We start from the raw sequence: 23,445 nt of genomic DNA, 5'->3' as shown, positions 1-23,445 counted from the left end.
AGCAACATGAGAATCGCTTTAGTTGCCCATGATAAGAAAAAAGAAGATATGATCCAATTTGTAACAGCTTATAAAACCATCTTAGAGGAGCATGAATTATTTGCTACTGGGACGACTGGTAAAAAGATTATTGATGAAGTAGGATTGTCAGTCAATCGATACAAATCTGGCCCCCTAGGAGGAGACCAACAGATCGGATCAGCAATAGCCAACAATGAAATGGATATGGTTATCTTTTTTAGAGATCCACTTACAGCTCAGCCCCATGAGCCTGATGTAACTGCTTTAATACGTCTATGTGATGTTTATCAAATTCCATTGGCTACAAATATGGGGACGGCAGAAGTACTCTTAAAAGGAATTGAAGAAGGATTTTTAGATTGGCGACTGCTAGAAGAACGCCGCGGACGTTAAGGAAATGAGGATATAATATATGCGTAAATTAAAAATAGGTATCACTTGCTATCCTTCAGTCGGGGGTTCCGGTGTTATTGCAACAGAACTTGGGAAAATGCTGGCAGAAAGAGGTCATGAAATACATTTCATCACTTCTAGCGTGCCTTTCCGTTTAAACAAAATTTACCCAACCATTACCTTTCATCAGGTAGAGGTTAATAGCTATTCGGTATTTCAATACGCTCCATACGATATTGCGCTGGCAAACAAAATGGCTGAGGTAATTCAGGACGAAGGTTTAGACGTTCTGCACGTGCATTATGCTATACCTCACGCAGTTTGTGCAATATTGGCAAAGGATATGGCAAACTCAGACATTGGAATAGTTACTACATTACATGGAACTGATATTACAGTGTTAGGCTATGATTCCTCGCTTACAGGAGCTATTCAATACGGAATTGAGAAGTCTGACGTGGTAACTGCTGTCTCTAAATCCTTAGTAAAGCAAACGAGAGAACTTATAACAACGAAAAAGGATATAGAGACAATTTATAATTTTGTCGATGAAAGAGAATATCATAAAAAAGACGGTGGCAATCTTAAGGAACTTTTAGGTATAAAAGAAAATGAAAAAGTTATTATTCATGTTTCTAATTTCAGGAAGGTCAAGCATGTACCAGATGTAGTAAAAAGCTTTGAGCTCATACATAAAGAAATTCCGGCTAAGCTTTTACTAGTTGGGGATGGACCAGAAAAGCACCCGGTCATGGAATATGTAAAAGGCAAGCCGATTGAAAAGGACGTCCTATTTTTAGGGAAGCAGGAAAATGTTTCGGAATTATATGCCATTTCTGACTTGATGTTACTATTATCTGAAAAAGAGTCCTTTGGATTAGTGCTATTAGAAGCAATGGCCTGTGAGGTTCCATGTATTGGTACAGCTGTAGGAGGGATCCCAGAAGTAATAGTTCCAGGAGAAAATGGGTATCTTGTTCCTCTTGGCGATATAGAAAAAGTAGCTGAATATGGATTGAAGATTTTAAAGGACCCTATTTTACATAATCAATTAAAAGAAACAGCATTAGAGATAGTACGAACTCGTTTTAGCTCTGCACAAATAGTTGAACAATATGAAAAGATGTACGAAAGAGTGGCGAAAAACTGATGAAAGATCGATGGCCAGATGCATTTAAGGTGATTTCTAAACTGGAGGATGCTGGCTTCGAAGCATATGTAGTTGGTGGGGCAGTGCGAGATTTCGTGCGAGGAGTAAAAGCGAATGATGTTGACATTACTACAAATGCCTTACCACATGAGGTGAAAACTCTTTTTGAACAAACCATCGATGTAGGAATAGAGCATGGAACAGTTCTTGTAGTACTAGAAGATCCTATTGAAGTAACGACCTATAGATCTGAAACGTCTTATAGTGACTTTAGAAGGCCAGATGAGGTCCGATTTGTCCGAACATTGAGAGAAGATCTCCAGCGTAGAGATTTTACCATCAATGCAATGGCTTTGACGAAGGAAGACGAGCTAATCGACTTTTTTAGTGGTAAACAGGATTTAAAACTTAAAATTATTAAAGCGGTTGGAAATCCAAAGGAACGATTTTCTGAGGATGCTCTTCGTATGCTAAGGGCAATTCGTTTTTCATCTCAACTAAATTTTTCCTTAGAGCAGTCTACTTTGGATGCTATACAAGAGCTCCACCCTCTAATAACTCACATCTCTATGGAAAGGGTCAAAGTAGAGCTTGAAAAGATTTGGGTAAGTAATTATCCGTATAGAGGCATGGAACTTTTTGCTGCAACTGGTCTCTCCGAGCACTTTTTAGGAGATTGGTGTACCAACGTTTCATTATGGAAGCAATTTAATCACTTTGGCAATAGAGCCAATGGCTGGGCTTTTTTTGTATTGATGAACGAGGGACTGAATATAGGCGAGTTATTGTCTAATTTCAAATGTTCAAATGATGAGAAGAGCTATGTCAAAAACGTGTTGCTTGCGGTTAAGTTTTTGAAGAAGGGTTTTTGGACTTCATATGAATTATTCCAGTTTACAGTAGAGGTTTTAATTGCTGCCGCTAGCTATAGTCAAATTATACAGCATATTGAACATCCCTATACTCCTGAGATATTAGCTGATTTAAAAGCCAAACTGGCTATTTCATCTGTACGTGAGATTGTTGTAAGCGGACATGATTTGATGGAATGGAAGAAGGAAAAGCGTGGGCCATGGATTCGGGAAGTATTAGATAGATTAACTACAATGATATTAAATGAGGAAATAGAAAATGACAGACAACATATAAAGGAATGGTTTATTCGTGAATATGTCAATTAAAGAAAAAATTATTTCCAGATTAAAAGAGGCAAGCGGTGAACCAATCTCAGGACAAATACTAGCAGATGAACTAGAAATATCTAGAACAATGGTATGGAAGTATTTAAAGGGACTAGAGGAAGAAGGCTATGAAATAGTAGCTATAAAGAAAAAAGGTTACATCCTAAATAGATTGCCTGATACAGTGGCTGCTGAGCGTATTTCTCTTCATCTTCAAACAGAGCATCTTGGAAGGGAAATTGTTTATCATCCTGTTTGTGAATCTACGCAAACAATTGCCGCAAATAAAGCTAGAGATGGCGCTCCACATGGTACAGTTGTCATTGCAGAGGAGCAAACAGCCGGGCGTGGAAGAATGGACCGTTCATGGGAATCTTCATCTGGTGAGGGAATATGGATGAGCGTCATTTTGCGTCCGAAAATAACTCCACAATTTGCGGCCCAATTTACTTTAGTAGCTGCTGTATCAATTGCACGAGCTATTGAAGAGGTTACCAGATGTGTTCCTAATATTAAATGGCCAAATGACCTTCTGATTAACGGGAAAAAAGTAACCGGTATTCTAACTGAGCTGCAAGCAGATATGGATAGAGTTCAAGCAATTATTGTTGGGATAGGCATCAATGTCAATCAAACCGCTGATTCTTTTAAGGGGGTATTGGAGCCTATTGCAACCTCTCTAAAAATGGAGTCGGGCACAGCTGTAGACCGGTCTTTATTGGTCTCTAAAGTACTTTTTCATTTAGAGAGATATAGTGATATGTATATAAAGCTAGGATTTGAACCTATTAAACTTATTTGGGAAAGCTACAATTGCACATTAAATAATCGCATTAGAGCTACTACCTTAAGAGAGACTGTCGAAGGTCAGGCAATTGGAATGACAAATGATGGTGCGTTACAGCTTCGGCTTGATAATGGGGAGATAAAAAATATATATTCCGCAGATATCGATTTATTAAAAACTTAGTTTGGACGTTTGAGTCGAATTCTGTTATTCTTTATGCGAAGGGTAGTATCTTTAATAAGAACTACACCTATATTATTTTTTTAAAATTTAATAGTCTGCCTTGATCTTAGATTGACAGGGACGGAGAAAACCGATGAATTTAAATTTTCTGCCCTTCTGTCCACTTTCGGATTGAAGGGCTTTATATTTGGTTTTCTCTTCATCTTGCAGAATGCATCAGTATTAAGGCTGAGCTGGACGTATGGATATTATGAGGAGGGAAATGATTGAAGACGACGAGTGACTTTTTGAAGATGAAAAGTAAAGAAGACAAGATTACGATGATGACTGCTTACGACTATCCAACTGCTAAGTTTGCAGAAGAGGCTGGAGTCGACATGATTTTAGTTGGTGATTCTGTTGGGATGGTTGTATTAGGCTATGATTCAACAGTATTAGTAACCATGGAAGATATGATTCATCACGGCAAGGCAGCGAGAAGAGGAGCAACAAATACGTTTTTAGTAGTTGATATGCCCTTTGGTACGTATCATGGGAATATTGATCAATCACTTGCGAACGCTGTCCAACTAATGCAAAAGACCGGGGCACAAGCGGTGAAAATTGAAGGGGCAGATGATGTAATACCTGTCATTGAAAGATTGACTTTTGCTGGTATTCCAGTGGTAGCGCATTTAGGTTTATTGCCACAATCGGCCGGAGTTTTAGGTGGCTATAAAGTACAAGGGAAAACTGCAGAAGCAGCACAAAAGCTAATAGAGGATGCAAAAAAATGTGAACAGGCAGGTGCTTGTGCCGTTGTTTTAGAATGTATTCCTTATCAGCTTACCGCAGAAATCTCAAGCAATTTAACTATTCCAACTATCGGTATTGGAGCGGGCTCCACTGCTGACGGCCAAGTATTAGTTTTCCATGATTTAGTGAAATATGGCTCACACCATATCCCTAAATTCGTAAAGGAATACGCGAATGTGGGTGAACCAATTCTTCAAGGCATTAGGCAGTATGTTGAAGAAGTTAAGAGTGGAATATTTCCTTCTTTGGAGCATTCTTTTACGATGAAGGACGAACAATTAAATCAGTTATATGGAGGCAATCATGCGAACAGTACAAACGATAGATGAATTAAAAGCTATTATCTCAAATCAAAAACAACAAACCATTGGATTTGTGGCTACAATGGGTTATTTGCATGAAGGACATAAAACACTTCTGACAAAAGCAAGAGCTGAAAATGAATTCGTAGTTGCAAGTATTTTTGTAAATCCTGCACAATTCGGTCCTAATGAGGATTTAGATAGATATCCCCGAGATATTGAAAGAGATACAAAAATTGCAACAGAGGCAGGGGTAGACTTATTGTTTGTTCCAACGCCAGACGAGATGTATCCTTTTGAAAGTGGTATTACTATCAACGCTGGAGAGATTTCAACCAAGCTGTGTGGTGCAACTCGTCCAGGACATTTCGATGGAGTTTTAAAAGTAGTTTCCAAGCTATTTCATTTAATCCAACCTACTAAGGCGTACTTTGGCCAAAAGGATGCACAGCAGTTAGCTATAATTAAATTATTTGTAGAAGCATACAACTTTCCACTTGAAATAGTTGGCGTTCCAACTGTCCGTGAGGAGGATGGCCTAGCAAAAAGCTCAAGGAATGTCTTTCTAAGCGAAAAAGAACGAGATGAGGCACCTCATATATACAAGGCGTTAAATTTAGCAAAGGATACATGGTTGAGAACGAAGGATATAGAAGGGGCTATTGACGGAGCAAAACAATATATTAATGAAAATACTTCTGGTAAAATAGATTACCTGGAGGCATTGGCCTATCCTACTTTACAGCCGGTTAACGAGTATACAGAAGAAGTTCTCTTCGCAACAGCTGTTTTTTTCGAAAAAGCAAGATTAATTGATAATATGATAGTTAATATAAAGGAAGTGCAATGATGTTAAGAATGATGTTAAATAGTAAGATTCACCGTGCAATAGTTACAGAAGCAGATTTAAACTATGTAGGTAGTATTACGATTGACCAAAATATATTAGATGCAGTAGGCATGCTTCCAAATGAAAAAGTTCATATCGTTAACAATAATAACGGTGCCCGTTTTGAAACATATATAATCGCTGGAGAACGTGGTAGCGGTGTAATATGTGTAAATGGAGCTGCCGCACGTCTTGTACAGCGTGGAGACGTAGTGATCATCCTGTCCTATGCTTATGTGATGAATGAAGAAGCAAAATCACATCAGCCTACAGTAGCAATCATGAATACGGATAACACAATCAATCAAATTATCCACTATGAACCAGAAGCGACTGTTATGTAAGATTTGAAAGCTAGACTTAGCCAAAGTCTAGCTTTCTTTTTGGATTTATAGCCGTTCAATTACATAGGTAACCGGAAAAATGTTGCAGAAATTGAGAGAAGTGTTGCGGTAATGCTCAAAAATGTTGTGAATATTAAAACAAAAGTTGCAGGAAAGCAAACCTTCGCAGAGTTGCAGCGTTAAGAACGGAATGTAGGCTTATGGCAAATCTAAGCAGTAATTATTATTTCGTTCTACATATATTTCGTTTCTATTTATGGAATGTGGTACAATTTTTAAAAAGCAACACAAGAAAGTTTCTAGGAAAAATAGATGCTTTTAATTTAAATGATGGTGAGATGAAGAATGTTGCAAAATCATAAATATGCAGTTGTAGATATTGAAACAACAGGCCATTCATCTGCCAATGGTGACCGAATTATTCAACTTGCAATTGTATTTATTGAGAACAATCGGATTAGTAATTCATTTACTACGTTCGTAAACCCCAAAAAAGCGATTCCTTTGTTTATTCAGGATTTAACGAACATAAAGGACGAGGATGTAAAGGACGCTCCGTTATTCGAAGAAATTGCTCCTAAAGTTTTGGAAATTCTGCAGGACCATATTTTTGTTGCGCACAATACAAATTTTGATCTGACATTTCTTCAACAGGAGCTAAAACGGGTAGGTTTGCCTAAATTAGTTTGTAAATCTATTGATACAGTAGAATTCGCTAAGTTGATGTTCCCTAATATTTATAGCTATAAGCTTCAGGACATTGCGACTGAGCTCCATATAGAATTAGAGTCTGCTCACCGTGCGGATGATGATGCATTGGCTACTGCACATTTGCTTTTAAAATGCTTTGACCAGCTGCAAGCATTGCCATTAAAAACGGTGGAGCTATTACATAAAAGATCCTTCCAACTGAAATCCAATCTAGCACTCATCTTTTTTGAAGTTATAACGATAAAAAGAAAGACTCATGTGACCCAAGATTATTTAGAATATCGCGGAATACCACTAAAAGATGTGAAAAAAGAGCCTGCACCAGAATGGAGTAAACTTGCTTATCCGATTTCTAATGATGAAAAGAATCGATTATTCCAACACGGTAGCCTGAAGCTAGAGGAAAGACCAGGGCAATATAAGCTAATGGATGAGATTCACCATGCACTAATAGAATCCAAAGAGATTGTGTGCGAGGCGGAAACCGGAATAGGAAAAACATTAGCCTACCTTATTCCATCCGTTTTATATGGATTAGATCAAGGAAAGCCTATTATAGTTAGTACTTATACAACACATCTCATTGATCAGCTTATAACAGAGGAAATCCCAAAGCTTTATGACATTCTTAACATTAGACTTAGAGTGGCGAAGCTAAAAGGTATCAATCACTATATTGATGTTTATCGTTTTTGGGAGCACCTTCAGCAAGAGGATGAGTCTTACGATGAGACGTTTACGATTATGCAAGTTTTAGTTTGGCTTACTATAACAGAGGAGGGTGACCTCTCGGAATTGAATGTTTCGGGTGGTGGTCAGCTATTTATAGATAAAATAAGAAGGACCTCAGAAAAAAAGATTAACGATGTAAAAGGGATAGATTTTTATGAGCGTGCTCTTCGTCGAAGTGAGCACTGTGATATCCTGGTAACGAATCATTCCATGATTATTATGGATACGGAACGAGAAACAAAGCTATTGGGCCATGGTTGTGCCACAATTATTGATGAGGCACATCAAATGATACATGCTAGTATATCCCGAAAAGAAAGAATTTTTTCATATACTAATTGGAAATATATTTTAGGTCAATTTGGCACGCTAGATACAGATCATCTACTTTACAAGCTGTCTCTTCTAAATGTTTCCTTGTCTGTCCGCATTCGTATTGAGAAGCTGTTTGTTGACATAGTTGAATCATTTGATCATGCAATGGGATATGTTATCTCTACTATTCAAAGCTATCCACATAAATCGAAGAGTACCAAACGAACTTATGCTATGGAGGATTTAAATTTAGAGAAAGCTTTTTTTATAAAAGTTGCTAAGAATCTACAAACATTTATCTATTCAACTAAGCCCTACGTGGGCTCAGCAAAGAAAAATATTATTGATGAACAATTATTAGTATTAGTAAATGAGTGGGAATATTGGTTACGTGAACTGGAGATTAAAGTAAGTGAATGGGATGAAATCTTCTTGCAGGATAAGGAAGTAGAGGCGAAATGGCTCGAGTTAGATAATAGAAGCGTCCCTGGAAGTCTCACTATCATCAAAAGACCATTAAATTATCAAGAGGATATAAAGGTTGCCATGGCTCCTTTAAGAGAGCAGGGAGGAATTATCTGGACTTCTGGAACATTGACAGTGCCCTCCAATAAATACTTTATTACTTCTCAGCTTGGATTGAGCTCAAATATACCTATCCATCAGTTTAAAGTAGAATCTAACTTCTACAAGGGTGCAGAGCTTTTAATCATCGAGGATATGCCAGACATTCAGCAAGTATCTCAATCGGATTATATTGAATCAGTTGCGGAAGCAATTGTCCAGACGGTTTTGGTCACTGGAGGAAGGTGCTTTGTATTATTTACTTCACAGGATATGTTACGTAAGACTGTGGAATTGATACAGGATACTAATCTGCTTGAAGATTTCATGCTATTTGCACAAGGAATCACGACTGGGAGCAGGATGCGTTTGTTAAAGTCATTCCAGCGATTTTCTAAGTCTGTATTGTTCGGAACCAATAGCTTTTGGGAGGGAGTAGATGTTCCAGGTGAAGCTCTTTCAGTAGTGATTATGGTTCGCTTACCTTTTTCTTCTCCCGATGATCCCTTATTTAAAAAGCGTGCAGAGCTGCTAACTAAAAATGGACAAAATCCTTTTTCTTCCTATTCCTTGCCAGAGGCAATTTTAAGATTTAGACAAGGATTTGGAAGATTAATTCGTTCCTCTGCCGATAAAGGAGTATTTATCGTATTAGACAGAAGGATTGATACGAAGTCTTATGGTAGTGATTTTCTACAGGCAATCCCAAATATTCCTGTTAAGAAAGTATCATTAGAAAATATAGTCTTAGAGCTAGAAAATTGGTATACTAATGAAGGATGAGTATTAGAAAGCGGGTAGAAATATGGAAAACAAAATTGAAGTGATATCAACCGTCACCGTACAATACCAATCAGATCTATATAAGATAGTGGATGCATTGAACCGTTCGTTGAAGGAAAAGGATCTAATGTTTGGATTAGCATTAGATAAAGAAGATCAAGAAAAAGCAGTCTTCACAATTTATAGGACCTAAACTATGGCATTAAAGAGATGGCTAATATTTATCGTTGTTTTTGCTATCAGTCTCACCATAATCCTAAGCCTACTTATTTATAAGGAAGCAAGAGAACCTTTCAATGATAACCTGACGAAGGCAGAGTCTTATACGCTTCAAAATAATTTATTGAAGACAATAGATGATTCGTATGTGTATAATAATACCGACTCATATCAGACAATTATTGGTACCAATAAGGACGGCTCTAAAAAAGCTTTTTTTATCCCAACAAAGGATAACGAAGAGCAAATTATGGAGGTAAGTCTTGATGAAGGTATATCTGAAGAGAAAGCTGTCTCGATAGCTTTGGAAGGGGAAAAAGGTAGTAAGCTGCTTCACGCGAAATTAGGTGTGGAAGAGGTCGGGCCAGTATGGGAGATTACCTTTGTGAATTCTAAGGATAACCTCAACTACGTATATCTGTTATTTGATAATGGCGATTGGTGGAAGAGAATATCCAATTTGTAAAATATATTTTTAACTTTTGGAGGACAACATGAAAAAAATTATGATTAAAGATATGTCTAGCCATGTTGGAGAGACAGTAAAACTTGGTGCGTGGCTTGCAAACAAACGCTCTAGTGGTAAGATTGCCTTTTTACAGCTTCGCGATGGTTCTGGATTTGTACAAGGAGTAGTAGTGAAGGAAGTTGTGGGAGAAGAGATTTTCCAAACAGCAAAAGGTTTAACTCAAGAAACTTCTATGTATATTACTGGAGAAGTAACAAAAGATGAACGTTCTTCATTTGGTTACGAGCTTCAAGTAAAAGAAATAGAGGTAATTCATGCAGCGGTAGATTATCCAATCACACCGAAAGAACACGGTACTGAGTTCCTTATGGACAACCGTCACCTATGGTTACGTTCAAGAAAACAACACGCGATCATGAAAATTCGTAACGAAATTATCCGCGCTACTTACGAGTTCTTTAATGATAACGGCTTTGTAAAAATGGATCCCCCGATTTTAACTGGCTCAGCTCCAGAAGGAACTTCTGAGCTTTTCCAAACTAAATATTTCGATGAGGATGCATATTTATCTCAGTCTGGTCAGCTATATATGGAAGCAGCTGCTATGGCTTTAGGAAAAGTATTCTCTTTTGGACCAACATTCCGTGCAGAAAAATCCAAAACACGTAGACACTTAATTGAATTTTGGATGATAGAGCCTGAAATGGCATTTACAGAATTTGATGAGAACTTAGAAGTACAAGAGCAATACGTTTCCTTTATTGTTCAGGCCGTTCTTAAAAACTGTCAATTAGAATTAGAGCGCTTAGGTCGCGATACATCTAAACTGGAAAAAATTCAAGCACCTTTCCCTCGTATTACTTATGACGATGCAATCAAGTTCTTACATGAGAAAGGCTTTGATGATATCGAGTGGGGGGACGATTTCGGATCACCTCATGAAACAGCTATCGCAGAAAGCTATGATATGCCAGTTTTCATCACTCATTATCCAGTAGGCATTAAGCCATTTTATATGCAGCCACATCCAGACAGAGAAGATGTTGTGTTATGTGCCGATTTAATTGCTCCAGAAGGATATGGTGAAATTATCGGTGGTTCTGAACGTATTCATGACTATGACCTATTAAAGCAACGTCTTGCGGAACATAAATTAGATGAATCAGCCTATGCTTGGTATTTAGAGCTTCGTAAACAAGGGTCTGTTCCTCACTCAGGATTTGGTCTTGGATTAGAACGTACGGTAGCTTGGTTAAGTGGAGCAGAGCACGTTCGTGAATCTATACCATTCCCAAGACTATTAAATCGTTTGTATCCATAATCTTAAGCCAAAGGAACTATATATATTATCATCATGCAATAAATAAGAAAGGGAGTGCGAGTATGCATAAGCGAAATCGGCTCCGAATCTGGACAGAGCAGGGAAATGTAACCATTTCCCAGCTTTTTTTTAGCCATTATAAGGCAATTAATATGAAGGATGAGGAAGCTATTCTGCTATTACATCTTATCGCTTTTGGAGAAGCGGGAAACCACTTTCCAACCCCTCAAAACTTAGTGGAACGTACACATTTTAGTGAACATAAAGTAGTGACGATTTTGCAGCGTCTTGTCCAAAAAGGTTTAATTCAAATAGAACAGCATATGGACGACGACGGAGTCCATTATGAGTACTACGATTTTAATCATTTATGGGAGCTCTTGGTCGATTGCGTAGAGCAACAAAACCTAACTAAAGAAGACGAAGAAGTAAAGGGCGAAGAAGGCGAAATTTACAAGTTATTTGAGCAGGAGTTCGGTAGATTATTATCTCCAATGGAATATGAAACGATTGGCATGTGGTTCGATCAGGACAACCACTCAGCCTCCTTAATACGTTTAGCGTTAAAAGAGGCAGTTTTATCTCAAAAGCTTAGCCTGCGTTATATAGATCGGATATTATTCGAATGGAAAAAGAAAAATATTAAAACGGTTGAAGCTGCAGAAAATCAATCGGCACAGTTTCGACAGCATATACCAATACAAAGACCAAAGGAGCAACCTGCAAACACAGCGAAGGTTCCTTTCTACAATTGGTTAGAAGAAAGAGAGTAGGTGGAGAAAGTTGCTTACAAAAGCCCAATGGCATTTTTGTTTAGAGGAAATGGAAAGGATGTTTCCGGATGCTCATTGCGAGTTAGTCCACGACAATCCTTTTGAATTATTGGTAGCTACATTACTTTCAGCACAATGTACTGATGTCCTTGTAAACAAAGTAACAAAGGATCTTTTTCAAAAATATAAAAAACCTGAAGATTACTTAGATGTATCCATAGAGGAATTACAAAATGATATCCGCTCAATAGGTTTATATCGTAATAAAGCAAAAAATATTCAAGCACTTAGCAAGCAACTAATTGAGCTCTATAACGGCGAGGTCCCTGCTAATCGTGATTTACTTACGACATTTCCAGGTGTTGGTCGTAAAACAGCTAATGTAGTTGTTTCGGTAGCCTTTGATATACCAGCCATAGCTGTAGACACTCATGTAGAGCGTGTTTCAAAGCGACTGGGACTATGTAGATGGAAAGATTCTGTTCTGCAGGTAGAAGAAACGTTGATGAAAAAGACACCAATTGAATCGTGGTCTAAGGCGCATCATCAACTGATATTTTTTGGGAGGTATCATTGTAAGGCCCAAAATCCCAATTGCCCACAATGTCCTTTGTTGCCGGTTTGTCGAGAGGGTAAAAAGAGGATGAGCAAAGTTGTCCAAGCTTAGAAAAGAAGATTTTAAACCGATTTTTGCAAGATGGTCAGTCATTCGGAGTCAGTTGGAGATTCTTTATAAGGAAAGAGAGAAAGACAGCCATGATTTAATGGAGAAGGGCATCGAATTATTGAGTGAATTATTTGTATTGGCTGAAGGTACTTCCCCTTTAAATTATGAAGAGCGTTTTATCTTTGTTCAAAAGAATTATAAGTCTTATGCAGCTTTTCGACAACTAGATGAATTGTTCAAGGAAACAGAAAAAAAACTTGCTCGTCGATTCATCATGGAATCAAGAATGCCTTAATATTTTTAACACTACCCCATAAGAACTGCCTTTAGAAGTTAGATACTAAACTAACATACAGAGGCAGTTTCTATGGGGCATTTTTTATGATAATGTTTTTATTTTTCATCTTGCTGGTAAGCCTTATCAAAGATGCACCTAAGACTATAAAAACTTAAAAATATAGGTTATATTTAACAGAATAATATTATTTTTTCTGGAGGTTTATATGAAAACTTTCATATATATGTTGAGACACTGTGATTCATTTAAAACGGGAAATGAAAAAGATAGAGGCCTAACTGAAAAAGGTGTGACGGATGCTCAACGACTAATAAAGATTTTAAAAGAAGAAAATATTAATACAGTTATATCTAGCCCATATACCCGTTCTGTATTAACAGTTCAACCATTAGCTGAATACATTGGACAAAATGTGGTAATTCTTGAAAATCTTAAAGAAAGAGTTTTTAGCCCTGAGAAAAAACGTTTATCTGATAATGAGCTTCAATGTTTGTTAGAGAAATCTTTTGAGGAACCGGATTTTTCTCTTAAGGGAGGAGAGTCGAATAAAAGAGTGTCAAGAACGGGGAATAAATGCACTCAAATCAATATTACATACTTTTAAAGGTCAGAAAATAGTAGTAGGTACTCATGGTGCAGTGATGACGTTAATGATGGGATATTTTGATAGTAGTTATGGCTTGGATTTTCTTTTAAGCACTTCAAAGCCTGATATTTATAGAATGGAGTTCAATGAATTGGAATTAGTAGATGTAACTAAAATATGGAAGTGATGACTATTTATTAAGTTCATAATGTCAATAAAGCTTTAAAAGAGCATCAGCTTATCCAAGAATGCTACTCATTTATTATTAATTTTGAAAGGAAGATGCTCTTTTGAATTCGTTAAAGGGGAAAATTGCAGTTGTTGCTGGTGGAACACGTGGTGCTGGTAGAGGAATTGCTGTTAAGTTGGGAGAAGCTGGAGCAATAGTATATGTGACAGGGAGAAGTACAATTCATAGTCAGTCACCCATGGGCCGTATGGAAACGATTGAGGAAACAGCAGAATTGGTAACAAAAGCCGGGGGAAAAGGAATACCTGTAAAGGTCGATCATACTATTGAAACGGAAGTTGTTCACCTATTTGACCGTATCCAAAAGGAACAGGGAAGGTTAGATATATTAGTTAATGATATTTGGGGAGGAGATCCTCTTACGGAATGGGGAAAGCCAATAGGAGAGCATAGTCTTCATAAAGGACTTCAGATGCAAAAACAAGCTGTCCATTCACATATTATTACTTCTCATTATAGCATTCCTTTATTTAAAGAGAATAATAGTGGCCTGATCATCGAAATTACTGATGGCATTGATTACGAACCTCGAGGTAACTTCTATTATAGTCTAGCAAAAATCTCCTCAATCCACATGGCACAGGCGATGGCCATGGATCTAAAAGAATATAATATTTCTGTCATTGCTGTTACTCCTGGTTTTTTACGTTCGGAAGCAATGCTTGAATCGTTTGGTGTTACCGAAGAAAATTGGAGAGATGCAACAAAGATAGATCCTCATTTTATTGCGTCAGAAACACCATTTTATATTGGAGAGGCTATACGCTGTCTTGCAAGTGATCCTCATATAGCTAAAAAGACAGGTGGGGTATATAGCACCTGGGAACTTTCAGAGGAATATGCATTTAAGGATGCTGATGGTTCACAACCACATTGGGGAAATTATTTTATAAAAAATGTGAAAGTATAAAAGGTAACATCTTTCAGTCTCTTCTTGACCAGATTCATTTTCAAAGTCAAATTGTTTATTAGAGTTGCAAGAGACTCTTTATTTACCGTAAGATTGATTCATATTTTATATCAGAAATAAAAAAAAACCATAAAAAACGAGGAAAGTTTATATGAACTTTCCTCGTTTTAGCTTTAAAAATTATCATCTAACTATGATAAAGAATGCTTGGTTAAGGTGTAGTTCCGCTTTCGGTGTTACCTTCTGGATTTTCTACTGGACTTTCTCCATCAGTTCCACCTTCGTTTCCTTGACCACCCTCATTAGCGCCACCATCATTGTTGCCAGTGTTGTTGCCATTCCCGTTACCATTATTACCGTTGTTGCCATTATTTCCGTTATTACCATTATTACCGTTATTACCATTGTTACTGTTGTTACCATTATTTCCGCCTTGGTTCTTATTCTCATCTTCAGGATTTTCCTCAGGGTTTTCTTCCTCAGGCTCTGGATCCTCAAGATTTTCTTCCTCTATACCTTCTAAAACTAATTCTGCGCTAGCTGGAGCGCTTCGAACATCTTCAGCTAAAGCTGTAACTGTAAATACATACTTACTACCAGGAATAAGATTTTGGACGATTAACCCTGTTTTGTTTGTCGTTTGCAAAATCTCATTTGGACCATTGTCTATTGAGACAGCAACTTCAAATTGAACATCTATATCTTCCTCGTCTGGCTGTTCAAATTCCCAATTTAATGTTGCAGATGATGTCGTTTCGTCATATTGAACTGATAAATTAGTTGGAGCGTTGAGCTCAAGCTGATCATATTCTTCAGATACTTCTGTAGGCTCTGTTCCTTTAACGAATAACTCCGTTAACTTTTTATCATCAGGAGTATATTCACTAGCTAATTTTAAAGGATTAGATCCTTTTTCAATTGTTACTTCTACAACAGAATTAGGTTTTTTAAATTTTTCCGTTTTCTGTCCTTCAGAAATATTCCCCATTACCTCTTTAAAGATACGTTGGGGGAGACTACGCTCTTCAGATGTAGTGATAGCTGAGTTATCATCATAACCAGACCATACGGTTACTGAATAATTGGTTGTGTATCCAGCAAACCATACATCCGGAACTCCTTTTTTGTCTCCTCCGAAGTTGGAAGTACCAGATTTACCTGCAACATCCAATCCACTAACTGCTGCGGCCTTACCAGTACCTTTTGTTAAAACATCTCTTAGAACATCTGTAATGATGTAAGCTGTTGAATCCTTCATAACTGCTTTAGATTCTGGCTTATAGTTTTTTTCTGTTTTGCCATCTCTATATACAATTTTATTAATCGCATATGGCTCTGTATGAATCCCTTCATTACCAAATGCAGCATATGCTCCTGCTAGTTGGATAGGGGACATGAATTTTGAGATACCACCGATTGCATAAGCTTCGTTGACTGTACCGATGTCTACTCCAAATCGACTAATAAATTCTCTTGATTTTTTAGTACCTACTTCTTTTAAAGTTTTGACGGCAGTAGTATTACGTGATTTATATAATGCTTCACGCATAGTCATAGATCCTAAATATTTGTTATCAGCATTACGTATTACCTGATCGGTCCCTGTATATTTAATTTCTTCGTCCACAAGTGTCTGAGCAGGGGACCAACCTAAAAATTCTACAGCTGGACCATAATCTATCAACGGTTTAATAGTCGAACCTGGTGAACGATTAACCATATCTTGAGCATGATTATATCCTCTATCTGCTCCGTAATTTCTTCCTCCACCAACAGCAACTACTGCCCCTGTCTTAGTATCAATCACTGCAACACCAGATTGTATATCCTCTGTTGGGAATATATCTGAGGACAAGGTCTTTTCTACTTGCTCCTGAGCTTTTGGTTGAAGAGTCGTATGGATTGTTATTCCTTCGGAAATGGCATCTGCATCACCGTTTTCCTCAAGCTCATCTAATACTATGTCGATAAACGCATCATATTTTGAATCTTGGTTTGCAACTCTTTCTTCTTCTGGAAGAAGGGAGTCGGTAACAGGCACCGCTTGAGCAGCCTTCATTTCCTCGTCTGTTATTTTTCCATGAAGATTCATTAGATATAGGACCGTATTTCTTCTTTTTTCAGCTAGTTCAGGGTTTTTAAAAGGATTATAGTTATTTGGACTTTGGGGCATGCCCGCTAACACTGCCATTTCATGTAGCTCTAAATCCTTTAACTCTTTACCGTAAAAATATTTAGAGGCAGTTCCAAATCCATAAATACGTCCTGACATAAGTACTTTGTTAAAATACATTTCGAAAATTTCTTCTTTTTTATATTCACGCTCTAACTGAAGAGCCAAATGGGCTTCTTGAGCCTTACGTTTTATTGTTTTTTCATTTGTAAAGAATGAGTTTTTAACAACTTGTTGAGTGATTGTACTTGCCCCCTGTGCACCAAATCCATCTTTCAGATTGGCCAAAACGGCTTTACCTAATCGTAGAACATCGACTCCCATGTGGTCGTAAAAACGTACATCCTCTGTTGCTAATATGGCATCTTCCATTTGTTGAGGGATATCTTCATAGGAAACATATTCGCGACTTTCGCTTCCAACAGTTGCAAACACTTCCCCATTAGCATCTAATAATTTAGGACTAATTGGGTCCTTTAACAAGTCCTCGTCTAAATCTGGAGCGCTGCTTGCGTAAAATGCAAATACAGATCCACCAGCTATCATTCCTACTAATCCAACCGCCACAATAGCTAATAACACTCGCTTAATCCATGTTTTGGCAGGTTTCTTTTGTTTTTTCTTTTGAGCCATTTGTTGCTTTCTTCTTTGTTCACGAGTTGTTTTTTGCTCACTCATAAACGTCTCCTCACTTTCGCTTTATACATACAAGTCATTAACTATCTTTAAATAATTGACCCTTGGTGCATATTTTGGGTTTATTTCAATCCCATATTCTTCAAATTCTTCGAGGGTTATTGATTTCCTTCCCCCCGATAGCATTCTATCCCAAAATAATTTTAAATGCTCGTAAGACAAATAAAAATATCTATCCATACTAGAAAATCGAACTAATAAGAAGCTAATCCCAAGTTGTTTAACTACTTTCCCCATATGCTCTACTTGATGTAAATGAACATTTTTCAGAGGAAAGGAAGTTTTATTTTCCGTTTCTTTTGCTTCAAAGTCAATATATTTTCCTTTGTAGACTCCGTTAAAGTCAGTAGTTGATGGGGTTCGATAATATGCTTCTTTTATAACTGCGGAGCTTCTACTTGGATAATCCACCTTGACGACCTGAATAGGTATTGGCTTTTTATAGATGACTGCAATGTCATGAGCTAGATAGTACTCGTTGGCATCATTTATCTCATCTTCTAACGTCCTACCCCTATTACTAAAAGAATAATCTTTTTTCTTTGGAATATTTGTTTTCTTGGTAGGTGTATATACTTTCCCATTAGGGTATTGAATAGCCAAGACAATCACCTCTTTTATGGTATTAGTTTATCACAAGTTAGTTAGACGAACGAGTAATCAATTTAGTTTCATTTTTGTAACTGTCGACGGACCACTAGTTTTGTCTGATGTAAAGAACCTTTGTCGAGCAGGCAGGTATTTATGATGTAGGAAGGAACTTAACAGTTAAAGGAGAGTGGACATTATGAACAAAATTGAACGCCTTATCGACCAACTTGAACTATTGGAATATCTATTAGAAAACCGTCTGAATGAAGAACAGGATCAGTTCGAAGAAGATTTTAGTAAATCATCCTTTCGTTTACTAGGTAAGATGGAAAAATTGGAGAATAATATGTAAGGAATGTATGTTCGTCTGAAACTGGTAATATGATATGCTTTTTGATAAACTATTACTAGATTGAGAGGGATTACATTGTCATTAACAAGTGTAAATAATCAGCTTTTAAACGAGTGTGATATTTGTATAGAACGTTTTCACCGTTTCAGAGAAGAGGACCGAGAGCCTGATTTTTTTAGAGAAGTGAAGCCATATGCATATAATATAGATGAATTATTAAACGAATGGGAGCAGCTTGTTCGACCTTGGATACAGACCAAACGACCGAAATATGTACATCCAAGCCAAATTGATTCACTACTAGAATCTATGAGGCAATTTGTTGTGCAGTCATTTTATAAAGCAACAAGTAAAAAACGTTTCTTAAAGTCTGTACATTCTTCCAAATACACATTAGAAACAATTCTTCAGGCATTGAAGGAGGTTGGAGAGTAACATGCAAAAGAATAAAAGTATTGCAGAGCTATTAGAAAATTGGAGAATTGACAGCAATCGCCACCCGCAAATAGAGCATATCCATACAGTAGAGGAAAAAGATGCAATTTATGCACCTTTCCCAGAAAAAATGCATCCCTCTATTAAAAATGCTTTGAAAGGACGTGGGGTGAGTCAACTCTATATTCATCAAAGACAAGCTTTTGATGCTGCTTCTTTAGGGAAGTCATTTACTGCTATTACTCCAACTGCCTCTGGTAAATCTCTTTGTTACCATCTTCCTGTCTTACAATCGATAATGGAAGATCCAACCTCTCGTGCCATTTATTTATTTCCGACAAAAGCATTAGCACAGGACCAAAAAAGCGATTTAAATGAATTGATTCGAGAGAGTGGAGAAGAAATATTAAGTTTTACGTACGATGGTGATACCGAGCCGGGGATTAGACAAAAAATTAGAAAATCTGGACATATTGTGTTGACTAATCCAGATATGCTGCACTCCGGCATACTACCTCACCATACAAAATGGGTTTCCCTTTTTGAAAATCTAAAATATATTGTCATTGACGAAATTCATACATATAAAGGTGTATTTGGTAGTCATGTCGCACATGTTATTCGCAGATTGAAAAGGATCTGCGAATTTTACGGTAGTAAGCCGCAATTTATTTGTACGTCAGCTACTATTAAAAATCCTAAAGAGCTTGCAGAAAATTTAACAAATGAAACACATCAATTAATTGATCAAAACGGTGCTCCTGCTGGCAGAAAGCACTTTGTATTTTATAATCCTCCTATTATACATCCAGTATTTAATGTTAGAAGAAGTGCGGTTTTAGAGGTTAGGGATCTTGCGCAAGAGTTATATGTAAACGGAATTCAAACTATTGTATTTGCTAAAAGTAGAGTAAGAGTGGAAATGCTAGTAACTTATTTAAAGGCTTTGGTGAGTAAAAAGATAAATGATCAATCTATTCGTGGCTACCGTGGAGGATACTTACCTTCTGAGCGAAGAGTTATCGAAAAAGGGTTGAGAGAAGGAGTAATTCGAACAGTAGTTAGCACAAATGCACTTGAGTTAGGAGTAGATATTGGCCAGCTTCAGGCTTGTATTATGACTGGATATCCAGGAAATATTGCAAGTGCTTGGCAGCAAGCAGGTCGAGCAGGCCGTCGACAGGACGAGGCCCTTATTATTTATGTGGCTCAATCGACAGCTCTAGATCAATACGTAGTAAAGCACCCTGACTATTTTCTTGGACAATCACCTGAAGAGGTCCGGATCCATCCAGACAATATGATAATTTTGATGGACCACCTTAAATGTGCAGCCTTCGAGCTTCCATTTAGTACTAGTGATACATATGGAGAATTCTTTATACAAGAGCTGTTAGAATTTCTTGAGAGCGAAGGAGTTCTTCTAAAGACATCGGACAAGTGGCATTGGATGTCCGAAAGCTTTCCAGCTAGTAATGTAAGTCTGAGGTCTGCTTCTCAGGACAATGTCATAATTATTGATCAAACGATTCCGACAAAAACTAGAGTGATTGGAGAAATGGACCTTTATAGTGCGATGACGTTACTCCATGAAGAAGCGATCTATCTCCATCAGGGAACTCAATTTCAAGTAGAAAAACTCGATTGGGAGGAGAAAAAGGCCTTTGTGAAGGAAGTGGACGTGGATTACTTTACTGATGCTAATATCGCAATCGAACTAAAGGTATTAAGCGAGGATAAGGAAAGAGAAGCGGATATTGGTACGCTTAGATTTGGTGATATCATTGTTCTTGCTCAGCCTACTATCTTCAAAAAGATTAAGTTCGATACCCATGATAATATTGGTTCAGGTAAAATACATCTACCGCCACTAGAGCTTCATACCTCGTCCACTTGGTTTAGCTTCGATAAACCAAACAATTGGTCAGAAACGTTGCTTTCAGACGCAATGACAGGAGTGGCCTATGCGCTACACTCGTTTATCCCTTTATTCATACATTGTGATGCTAAGGATATTCATGTAGTACCTCAGGTAAAATCGATTAATGTAGAAAAGCCTACTTTTTATATTTATGACAGCTATCCAGGGGGAATTGGTTTATCCGAGAGAATGTTTGATCTATGGAATAATTTAGTGCCTAAGGTGACGGAGCAGGTAGAAAGCTGTCCATGTACTGGTGGTTGTCCCGCTTGCATTGGCGCTCAGGACGCCGAACAAAACTTGAAAAAAGAAGTTATTAAACTTCTTCACTTATTGCAGGTGAATCAAAATGTCGTATGAAAAAAAACTATTAGAAATGAAGGGCCTATTAAAGAAAAATACTCCTGAAAAACAGCAACCCAAAAAGGAAGTGCTAGATATTGCACTTCCTTTTTATACAGAGCAATGGGAAAAGGCTGGATTAAAGCTAATAAAAAATGAAAAAGGTTTCTTCTTTTTAAAAGAAACATTTTATCGTAACAAGCATATACATGGAACTATTGGCTTGGATAAGCTTGAAGCTGCTATTTCTTTTATGCAGGAAAGATATCCAACTCATCCGCTTACTATTTCTCCAAACAGCCCTTATTGCTTTTATGACACGGAAACGACCGGTCTAAAAGGGGCTGGTGTCTTAATTTTTTTGAATGGTATTTTAAAAAAGGCTCCTGGAGGTTATTTATTGTCTCAATACGTGCTAGCAGACCCAGGACAGGAAGCTGCCTTTCTATTGGCCACTGAGTTTTGGAAAAACACTCAAACTATTATTACTTATAACGGTAAAAGCTTTGATTTGCCCCAATTAACGACAAGGTGGACAATGAATCGTAACACTTTACCACCCATGAAATCTCAAGGACAAATTGACTTAATGCACTCATCTAAAAGAATTTGGAAAGGTGATTTAGAGCGATTTAAATTAAAGCAATTAGAAGAAAGTAAATTAGGTTTTAGTCGCAAAAATGATATACCTGGTCATTTAGCTCCAATTATTTATTTTGATGCGGTTAAGCATGGTAACCCAACTAACCTTATGAGAATTTTAAAGCATAACGAATGGGATATCCTATCACTAGCAACGCTTTATACTTTATCGGTGGATCTACTAAAAGAAACCGAGGTTCAGGAAACTGCAAACACCTATACGAATATTGGAAAATGGTTTAAAGATTTAAAGTCTAAGGATGCAAGCAAGAAATGGTTCCAATTTGTATTAGATCAATTTCCAGAAAGAGAAACAAGCATGGCCTACTACTATATGGGTTTGCATTTAAAAAGGCAAAAACTGATGGATGAAAGTATCGAAGCCTTTAAGGAAGCTTTAAAAGAAATAAAAGGGAAATATCGTTTAGAAGTTCTGGTAGAACTAGCAAAGCTATATGAACATCAAAAAAAAGATTATGAAAAAGCATTAGAAATGACCCTTGAATGCCTTGAATATTGGAGAGATTCTGAAATAGATTCACATAAAGATTTTAGTAGTCAGCTCCGTATGCGGGAAATAAGAATAAATAAGAAAATAAATATTTCCCGGGAAAGCGCACAACCTAACAAAAAACGCACTTAATCGCCCAAAAATACTCCATTATTCGACACCACTATGCTATAATACGAGTAGCGAATTGTAGACGGAAGGAAGATGCTGCATGGAATTTAAGTTAAAGGCTTCTGATATATTAGAAAAAGAATTTAAAACAGGCTTAAGAGGCTATAATCAAGAAGAAGTAGATATGTTTTTAGATGATATCATCCAAGATTATGAAGCGTTCGAAAAGAAAGTATCACAGCTGCAATTAGAAAATAAGCAACTAAGAGAAGAGTTAGCTGAGGCACCAAAACGAACAGCTCCTGTCCAACCAGCAGCTGGCGCTACTAATTTTGATATTCTAAAAAGATTATCTCATTTAGAAAAACATGTGTTTGGCGCAAAATTGTACGAGTAATATTATATTAGTAAAGAATTATTGTATATTCAGCTAACATCGTGTATAATTGGTTTACCACTTATATATTCGGGCAATCGCTGCAATGCTAGACATTGTAGAGGAAAGTCCATGCTCACACAATTCTGAGATGAATGTAGTGTTCGTGCTTAGTGAAAAAATAAACTAAGGCAGCCATTTTGGCTGACGGCGGGATGAAGGCCTAAGTCTTCGGATATGGCTGACAATCTCTGAAAGTGCCACAGTGACGGAGCTGTATAGGAAACTATACAGGTGGAACGAGGTAAACCCCACGAGTGAGAAACCCAAATTATGGTAGGGGCATTTTCTTGAAGGAATTGAACGGATAGAAAAACAGACAATAATCTGTAGATAGATGATTGCCATCCACATACGTACGAGGTAATGCACCGTTTGAGTACCGTGGAAACAAAACATGGCTTATTGAGTGTATGAGTGGCTATAATTAATAATACGGAAAGCTCTCCAATCACGGAGAGCTTTTCTTTTCTTAATAGATAAAAAAGTATATGCTTATTTATAGTATTTATATAGCTATGGGAGTGTTGTACCATTATGGTATGTAAGTAAAATACTATCGTACTGCTTCCGCACTTTTCTGATATATTTT

22 protein-coding genes, 1 other RNA gene and 1 pseudogene are annotated in these 23,445 nt (G+C 37.2%); 22 read left to right on the top strand and 2 right to left on the bottom strand.

The window, feature by feature from the left end:
- Positions 1–6 precede the first annotated feature (6 nt).
- The 16 genes and pseudogenes from mgsA (at position 7) to ACQKNZ_RS12645 (ending at position 14,643) form a co-directional block, all read left to right on the top strand.
- A complete protein-coding gene (gene mgsA / locus ACQKNZ_RS12720) occupies positions 7–414 on the top strand; it encodes a methylglyoxal synthase (RefSeq protein WP_144536859.1) in 408 nt (135 codons plus the stop codon).
- A gap of 19 nt (positions 415–433) precedes the next feature.
- Positions 434–1,564 carry an N-acetyl-alpha-D-glucosaminyl L-malate synthase BshA gene (gene bshA, locus ACQKNZ_RS12715; RefSeq protein ID WP_144536857.1) on the top strand — a complete coding sequence of 377 codons (1,131 nt, stop codon included), beginning with the start codon at positions 434–436 and terminating at the stop codon, positions 1,562–1,564.
- On the top strand, positions 1,564–2,745 hold the full coding sequence (locus ACQKNZ_RS12710; protein ID WP_427660001.1) for a CCA tRNA nucleotidyltransferase: 1,182 nt from the start codon (positions 1,564–1,566) through the stop codon (positions 2,743–2,745). Before bshA ends, ACQKNZ_RS12710 begins: the two co-directional genes overlap by 1 nt.
- Positions 2,735–3,715 carry a biotin--[acetyl-CoA-carboxylase] ligase gene (locus ACQKNZ_RS12705; RefSeq protein WP_427659999.1) on the top strand — a complete coding sequence of 327 codons (981 nt, stop codon included), beginning with the start codon at positions 2,735–2,737 and terminating at the stop codon, positions 3,713–3,715. Before ACQKNZ_RS12710 ends, ACQKNZ_RS12705 begins: the two co-directional genes overlap by 11 nt.
- 266 nt (positions 3,716–3,981) lie before the next feature.
- Positions 3,982–4,839, top strand: a complete 858-nt coding sequence (gene panB / locus ACQKNZ_RS12700) for a 3-methyl-2-oxobutanoate hydroxymethyltransferase (RefSeq protein ID WP_144536851.1) — start codon at positions 3,982–3,984, stop codon at positions 4,837–4,839.
- Positions 4,814–5,662, top strand: a complete 849-nt coding sequence (gene panC / locus ACQKNZ_RS12695) for a pantoate--beta-alanine ligase (protein ID WP_427659996.1) — start codon at positions 4,814–4,816, stop codon at positions 5,660–5,662. Before panB ends, panC begins: the two co-directional genes overlap by 26 nt.
- Positions 5,662–6,045, top strand: a complete 384-nt coding sequence (panD, locus tag ACQKNZ_RS12690; protein WP_144536847.1) for an aspartate 1-decarboxylase — start codon at positions 5,662–5,664, stop codon at positions 6,043–6,045. The genes panC and panD overlap by 1 nt, the downstream gene beginning before the upstream one ends.
- Before the next feature lie 345 nt (positions 6,046–6,390).
- Positions 6,391–9,150 carry an ATP-dependent DNA helicase DinG gene (gene dinG / locus ACQKNZ_RS12685; protein WP_427659994.1) on the top strand — a complete coding sequence of 920 codons (2,760 nt, stop codon included), beginning with the start codon at positions 6,391–6,393 and terminating at the stop codon, positions 9,148–9,150.
- A 22-nt stretch (positions 9,151–9,172) separates the two neighbouring features.
- Positions 9,173–9,343 carry a YpmA family protein gene (locus tag ACQKNZ_RS12680; protein WP_144536843.1) on the top strand — a complete coding sequence of 57 codons (171 nt, stop codon included), beginning with the start codon at positions 9,173–9,175 and terminating at the stop codon, positions 9,341–9,343.
- A 3-nt stretch (positions 9,344–9,346) separates the two neighbouring features.
- On the top strand, positions 9,347–9,835 hold the full coding sequence (locus ACQKNZ_RS12675) for a DUF5590 domain-containing protein (RefSeq protein ID WP_144536841.1): 489 nt from the start codon (positions 9,347–9,349) through the stop codon (positions 9,833–9,835).
- A gap of 28 nt (positions 9,836–9,863) precedes the next feature.
- On the top strand, positions 9,864–11,159 hold the full coding sequence (gene asnS / locus ACQKNZ_RS12670) for an asparagine--tRNA ligase (RefSeq protein ID WP_427659991.1): 1,296 nt from the start codon (positions 9,864–9,866) through the stop codon (positions 11,157–11,159).
- 62 nt (positions 11,160–11,221) lie between these two features.
- Positions 11,222–11,932 carry a DnaD domain-containing protein gene (locus tag ACQKNZ_RS12665; RefSeq protein ID WP_144536837.1) on the top strand — a complete coding sequence of 237 codons (711 nt, stop codon included), beginning with the start codon at positions 11,222–11,224 and terminating at the stop codon, positions 11,930–11,932.
- A gap of 10 nt (positions 11,933–11,942) precedes the next feature.
- The gene (nth, locus tag ACQKNZ_RS12660; RefSeq protein WP_144536835.1) at positions 11,943–12,599 is read left to right on the top strand and encodes an endonuclease III; all 657 of its coding nucleotides are present in this window, start codon (positions 11,943–11,945) and stop codon (positions 12,597–12,599) included.
- On the top strand, positions 12,586–12,894 hold the full coding sequence (locus ACQKNZ_RS12655) for a YpoC family protein (RefSeq protein ID WP_427659989.1): 309 nt from the start codon (positions 12,586–12,588) through the stop codon (positions 12,892–12,894). Before nth ends, ACQKNZ_RS12655 begins: the two co-directional genes overlap by 14 nt.
- A 208-nt stretch (positions 12,895–13,102) precedes the next feature.
- A pseudogene (locus ACQKNZ_RS12650) lies at positions 13,103–13,670 on the top strand (histidine phosphatase family protein).
- Between the two features lie 103 nt (positions 13,671–13,773).
- The gene (locus tag ACQKNZ_RS12645) at positions 13,774–14,643 is read left to right on the top strand and encodes an SDR family oxidoreductase (protein WP_340844387.1); all 870 of its coding nucleotides are present in this window, start codon (positions 13,774–13,776) and stop codon (positions 14,641–14,643) included.
- A gap of 211 nt (positions 14,644–14,854) precedes the next feature.
- On the opposite strand, the gene ACQKNZ_RS12640 is transcribed toward ACQKNZ_RS12645, so the two are convergent.
- Both ACQKNZ_RS12640 and recU read right to left on the bottom strand, forming a co-directional pair.
- Complete coding sequence (locus ACQKNZ_RS12640; RefSeq protein ID WP_427659987.1) at positions 14,855–17,494, bottom strand: PBP1A family penicillin-binding protein; 2,640 nt, start codon at positions 17,492–17,494, stop codon at positions 14,855–14,857.
- Between the two features lie 21 nt (positions 17,495–17,515).
- The gene (recU, locus tag ACQKNZ_RS12635; RefSeq protein ID WP_144536825.1) at positions 17,516–18,115 is read right to left on the bottom strand and encodes a Holliday junction resolvase RecU; all 600 of its coding nucleotides are present in this window, start codon (positions 18,113–18,115) and stop codon (positions 17,516–17,518) included.
- Positions 18,116–18,299: 184 nt separating this feature from the next.
- On the opposite strand from recU, the gene ACQKNZ_RS12630 reads away from it, so the two are divergent.
- The 6 genes from ACQKNZ_RS12630 to rnpB all read left to right on the top strand — a co-directional run bounded on the left by ACQKNZ_RS12630 (position 18,300) and on the right by rnpB (position 23,263).
- Positions 18,300–18,455, top strand: a complete 156-nt coding sequence (locus tag ACQKNZ_RS12630; RefSeq protein ID WP_154310921.1) for a hypothetical protein — start codon at positions 18,300–18,302, stop codon at positions 18,453–18,455.
- 75 nt (positions 18,456–18,530) lie between these two features.
- Positions 18,531–18,890 (top strand): YppE family protein, encoded by a 360-nt coding sequence (locus ACQKNZ_RS12625; protein ID WP_144536823.1) that lies wholly within the window; start codon positions 18,531–18,533, stop codon positions 18,888–18,890.
- 1 nt (position 18,891) lies between these two features.
- Positions 18,892–21,171, top strand: a complete 2,280-nt coding sequence (locus tag ACQKNZ_RS12620) for a DEAD/DEAH box helicase (RefSeq protein ID WP_427659984.1) — start codon at positions 18,892–18,894, stop codon at positions 21,169–21,171.
- Entirely contained in the window at positions 21,161–22,438 is a 1,278-nt protein-coding gene (locus ACQKNZ_RS12615; RefSeq protein ID WP_427659982.1) for a ribonuclease H-like domain-containing protein, read from the top strand. The genes ACQKNZ_RS12620 and ACQKNZ_RS12615 overlap by 11 nt, the downstream gene beginning before the upstream one ends.
- A gap of 79 nt (positions 22,439–22,517) precedes the next feature.
- Entirely contained in the window at positions 22,518–22,814 is a 297-nt protein-coding gene (gpsB, locus tag ACQKNZ_RS12610) for a cell division regulator GpsB (protein WP_144536817.1), read from the top strand.
- Between the two features lie 65 nt (positions 22,815–22,879).
- Positions 22,880–23,263: RNase P RNA component class B (rnpB, locus tag ACQKNZ_RS12605), an RNA gene on the top strand.
- The last annotated feature ends 182 nt before the right edge of the window (positions 23,264–23,445 follow it).

The sequence above is a fragment of the Psychrobacillus sp. NPDC093200 genome, from assembly GCF_050280345.1.
Classification (GTDB): domain Bacteria; phylum Bacillota; class Bacilli; order Bacillales_A; family Planococcaceae; genus Psychrobacillus; species Psychrobacillus faecigallinarum.
This window is presented reverse-complemented; position numbering and strand designations above follow the sequence as displayed.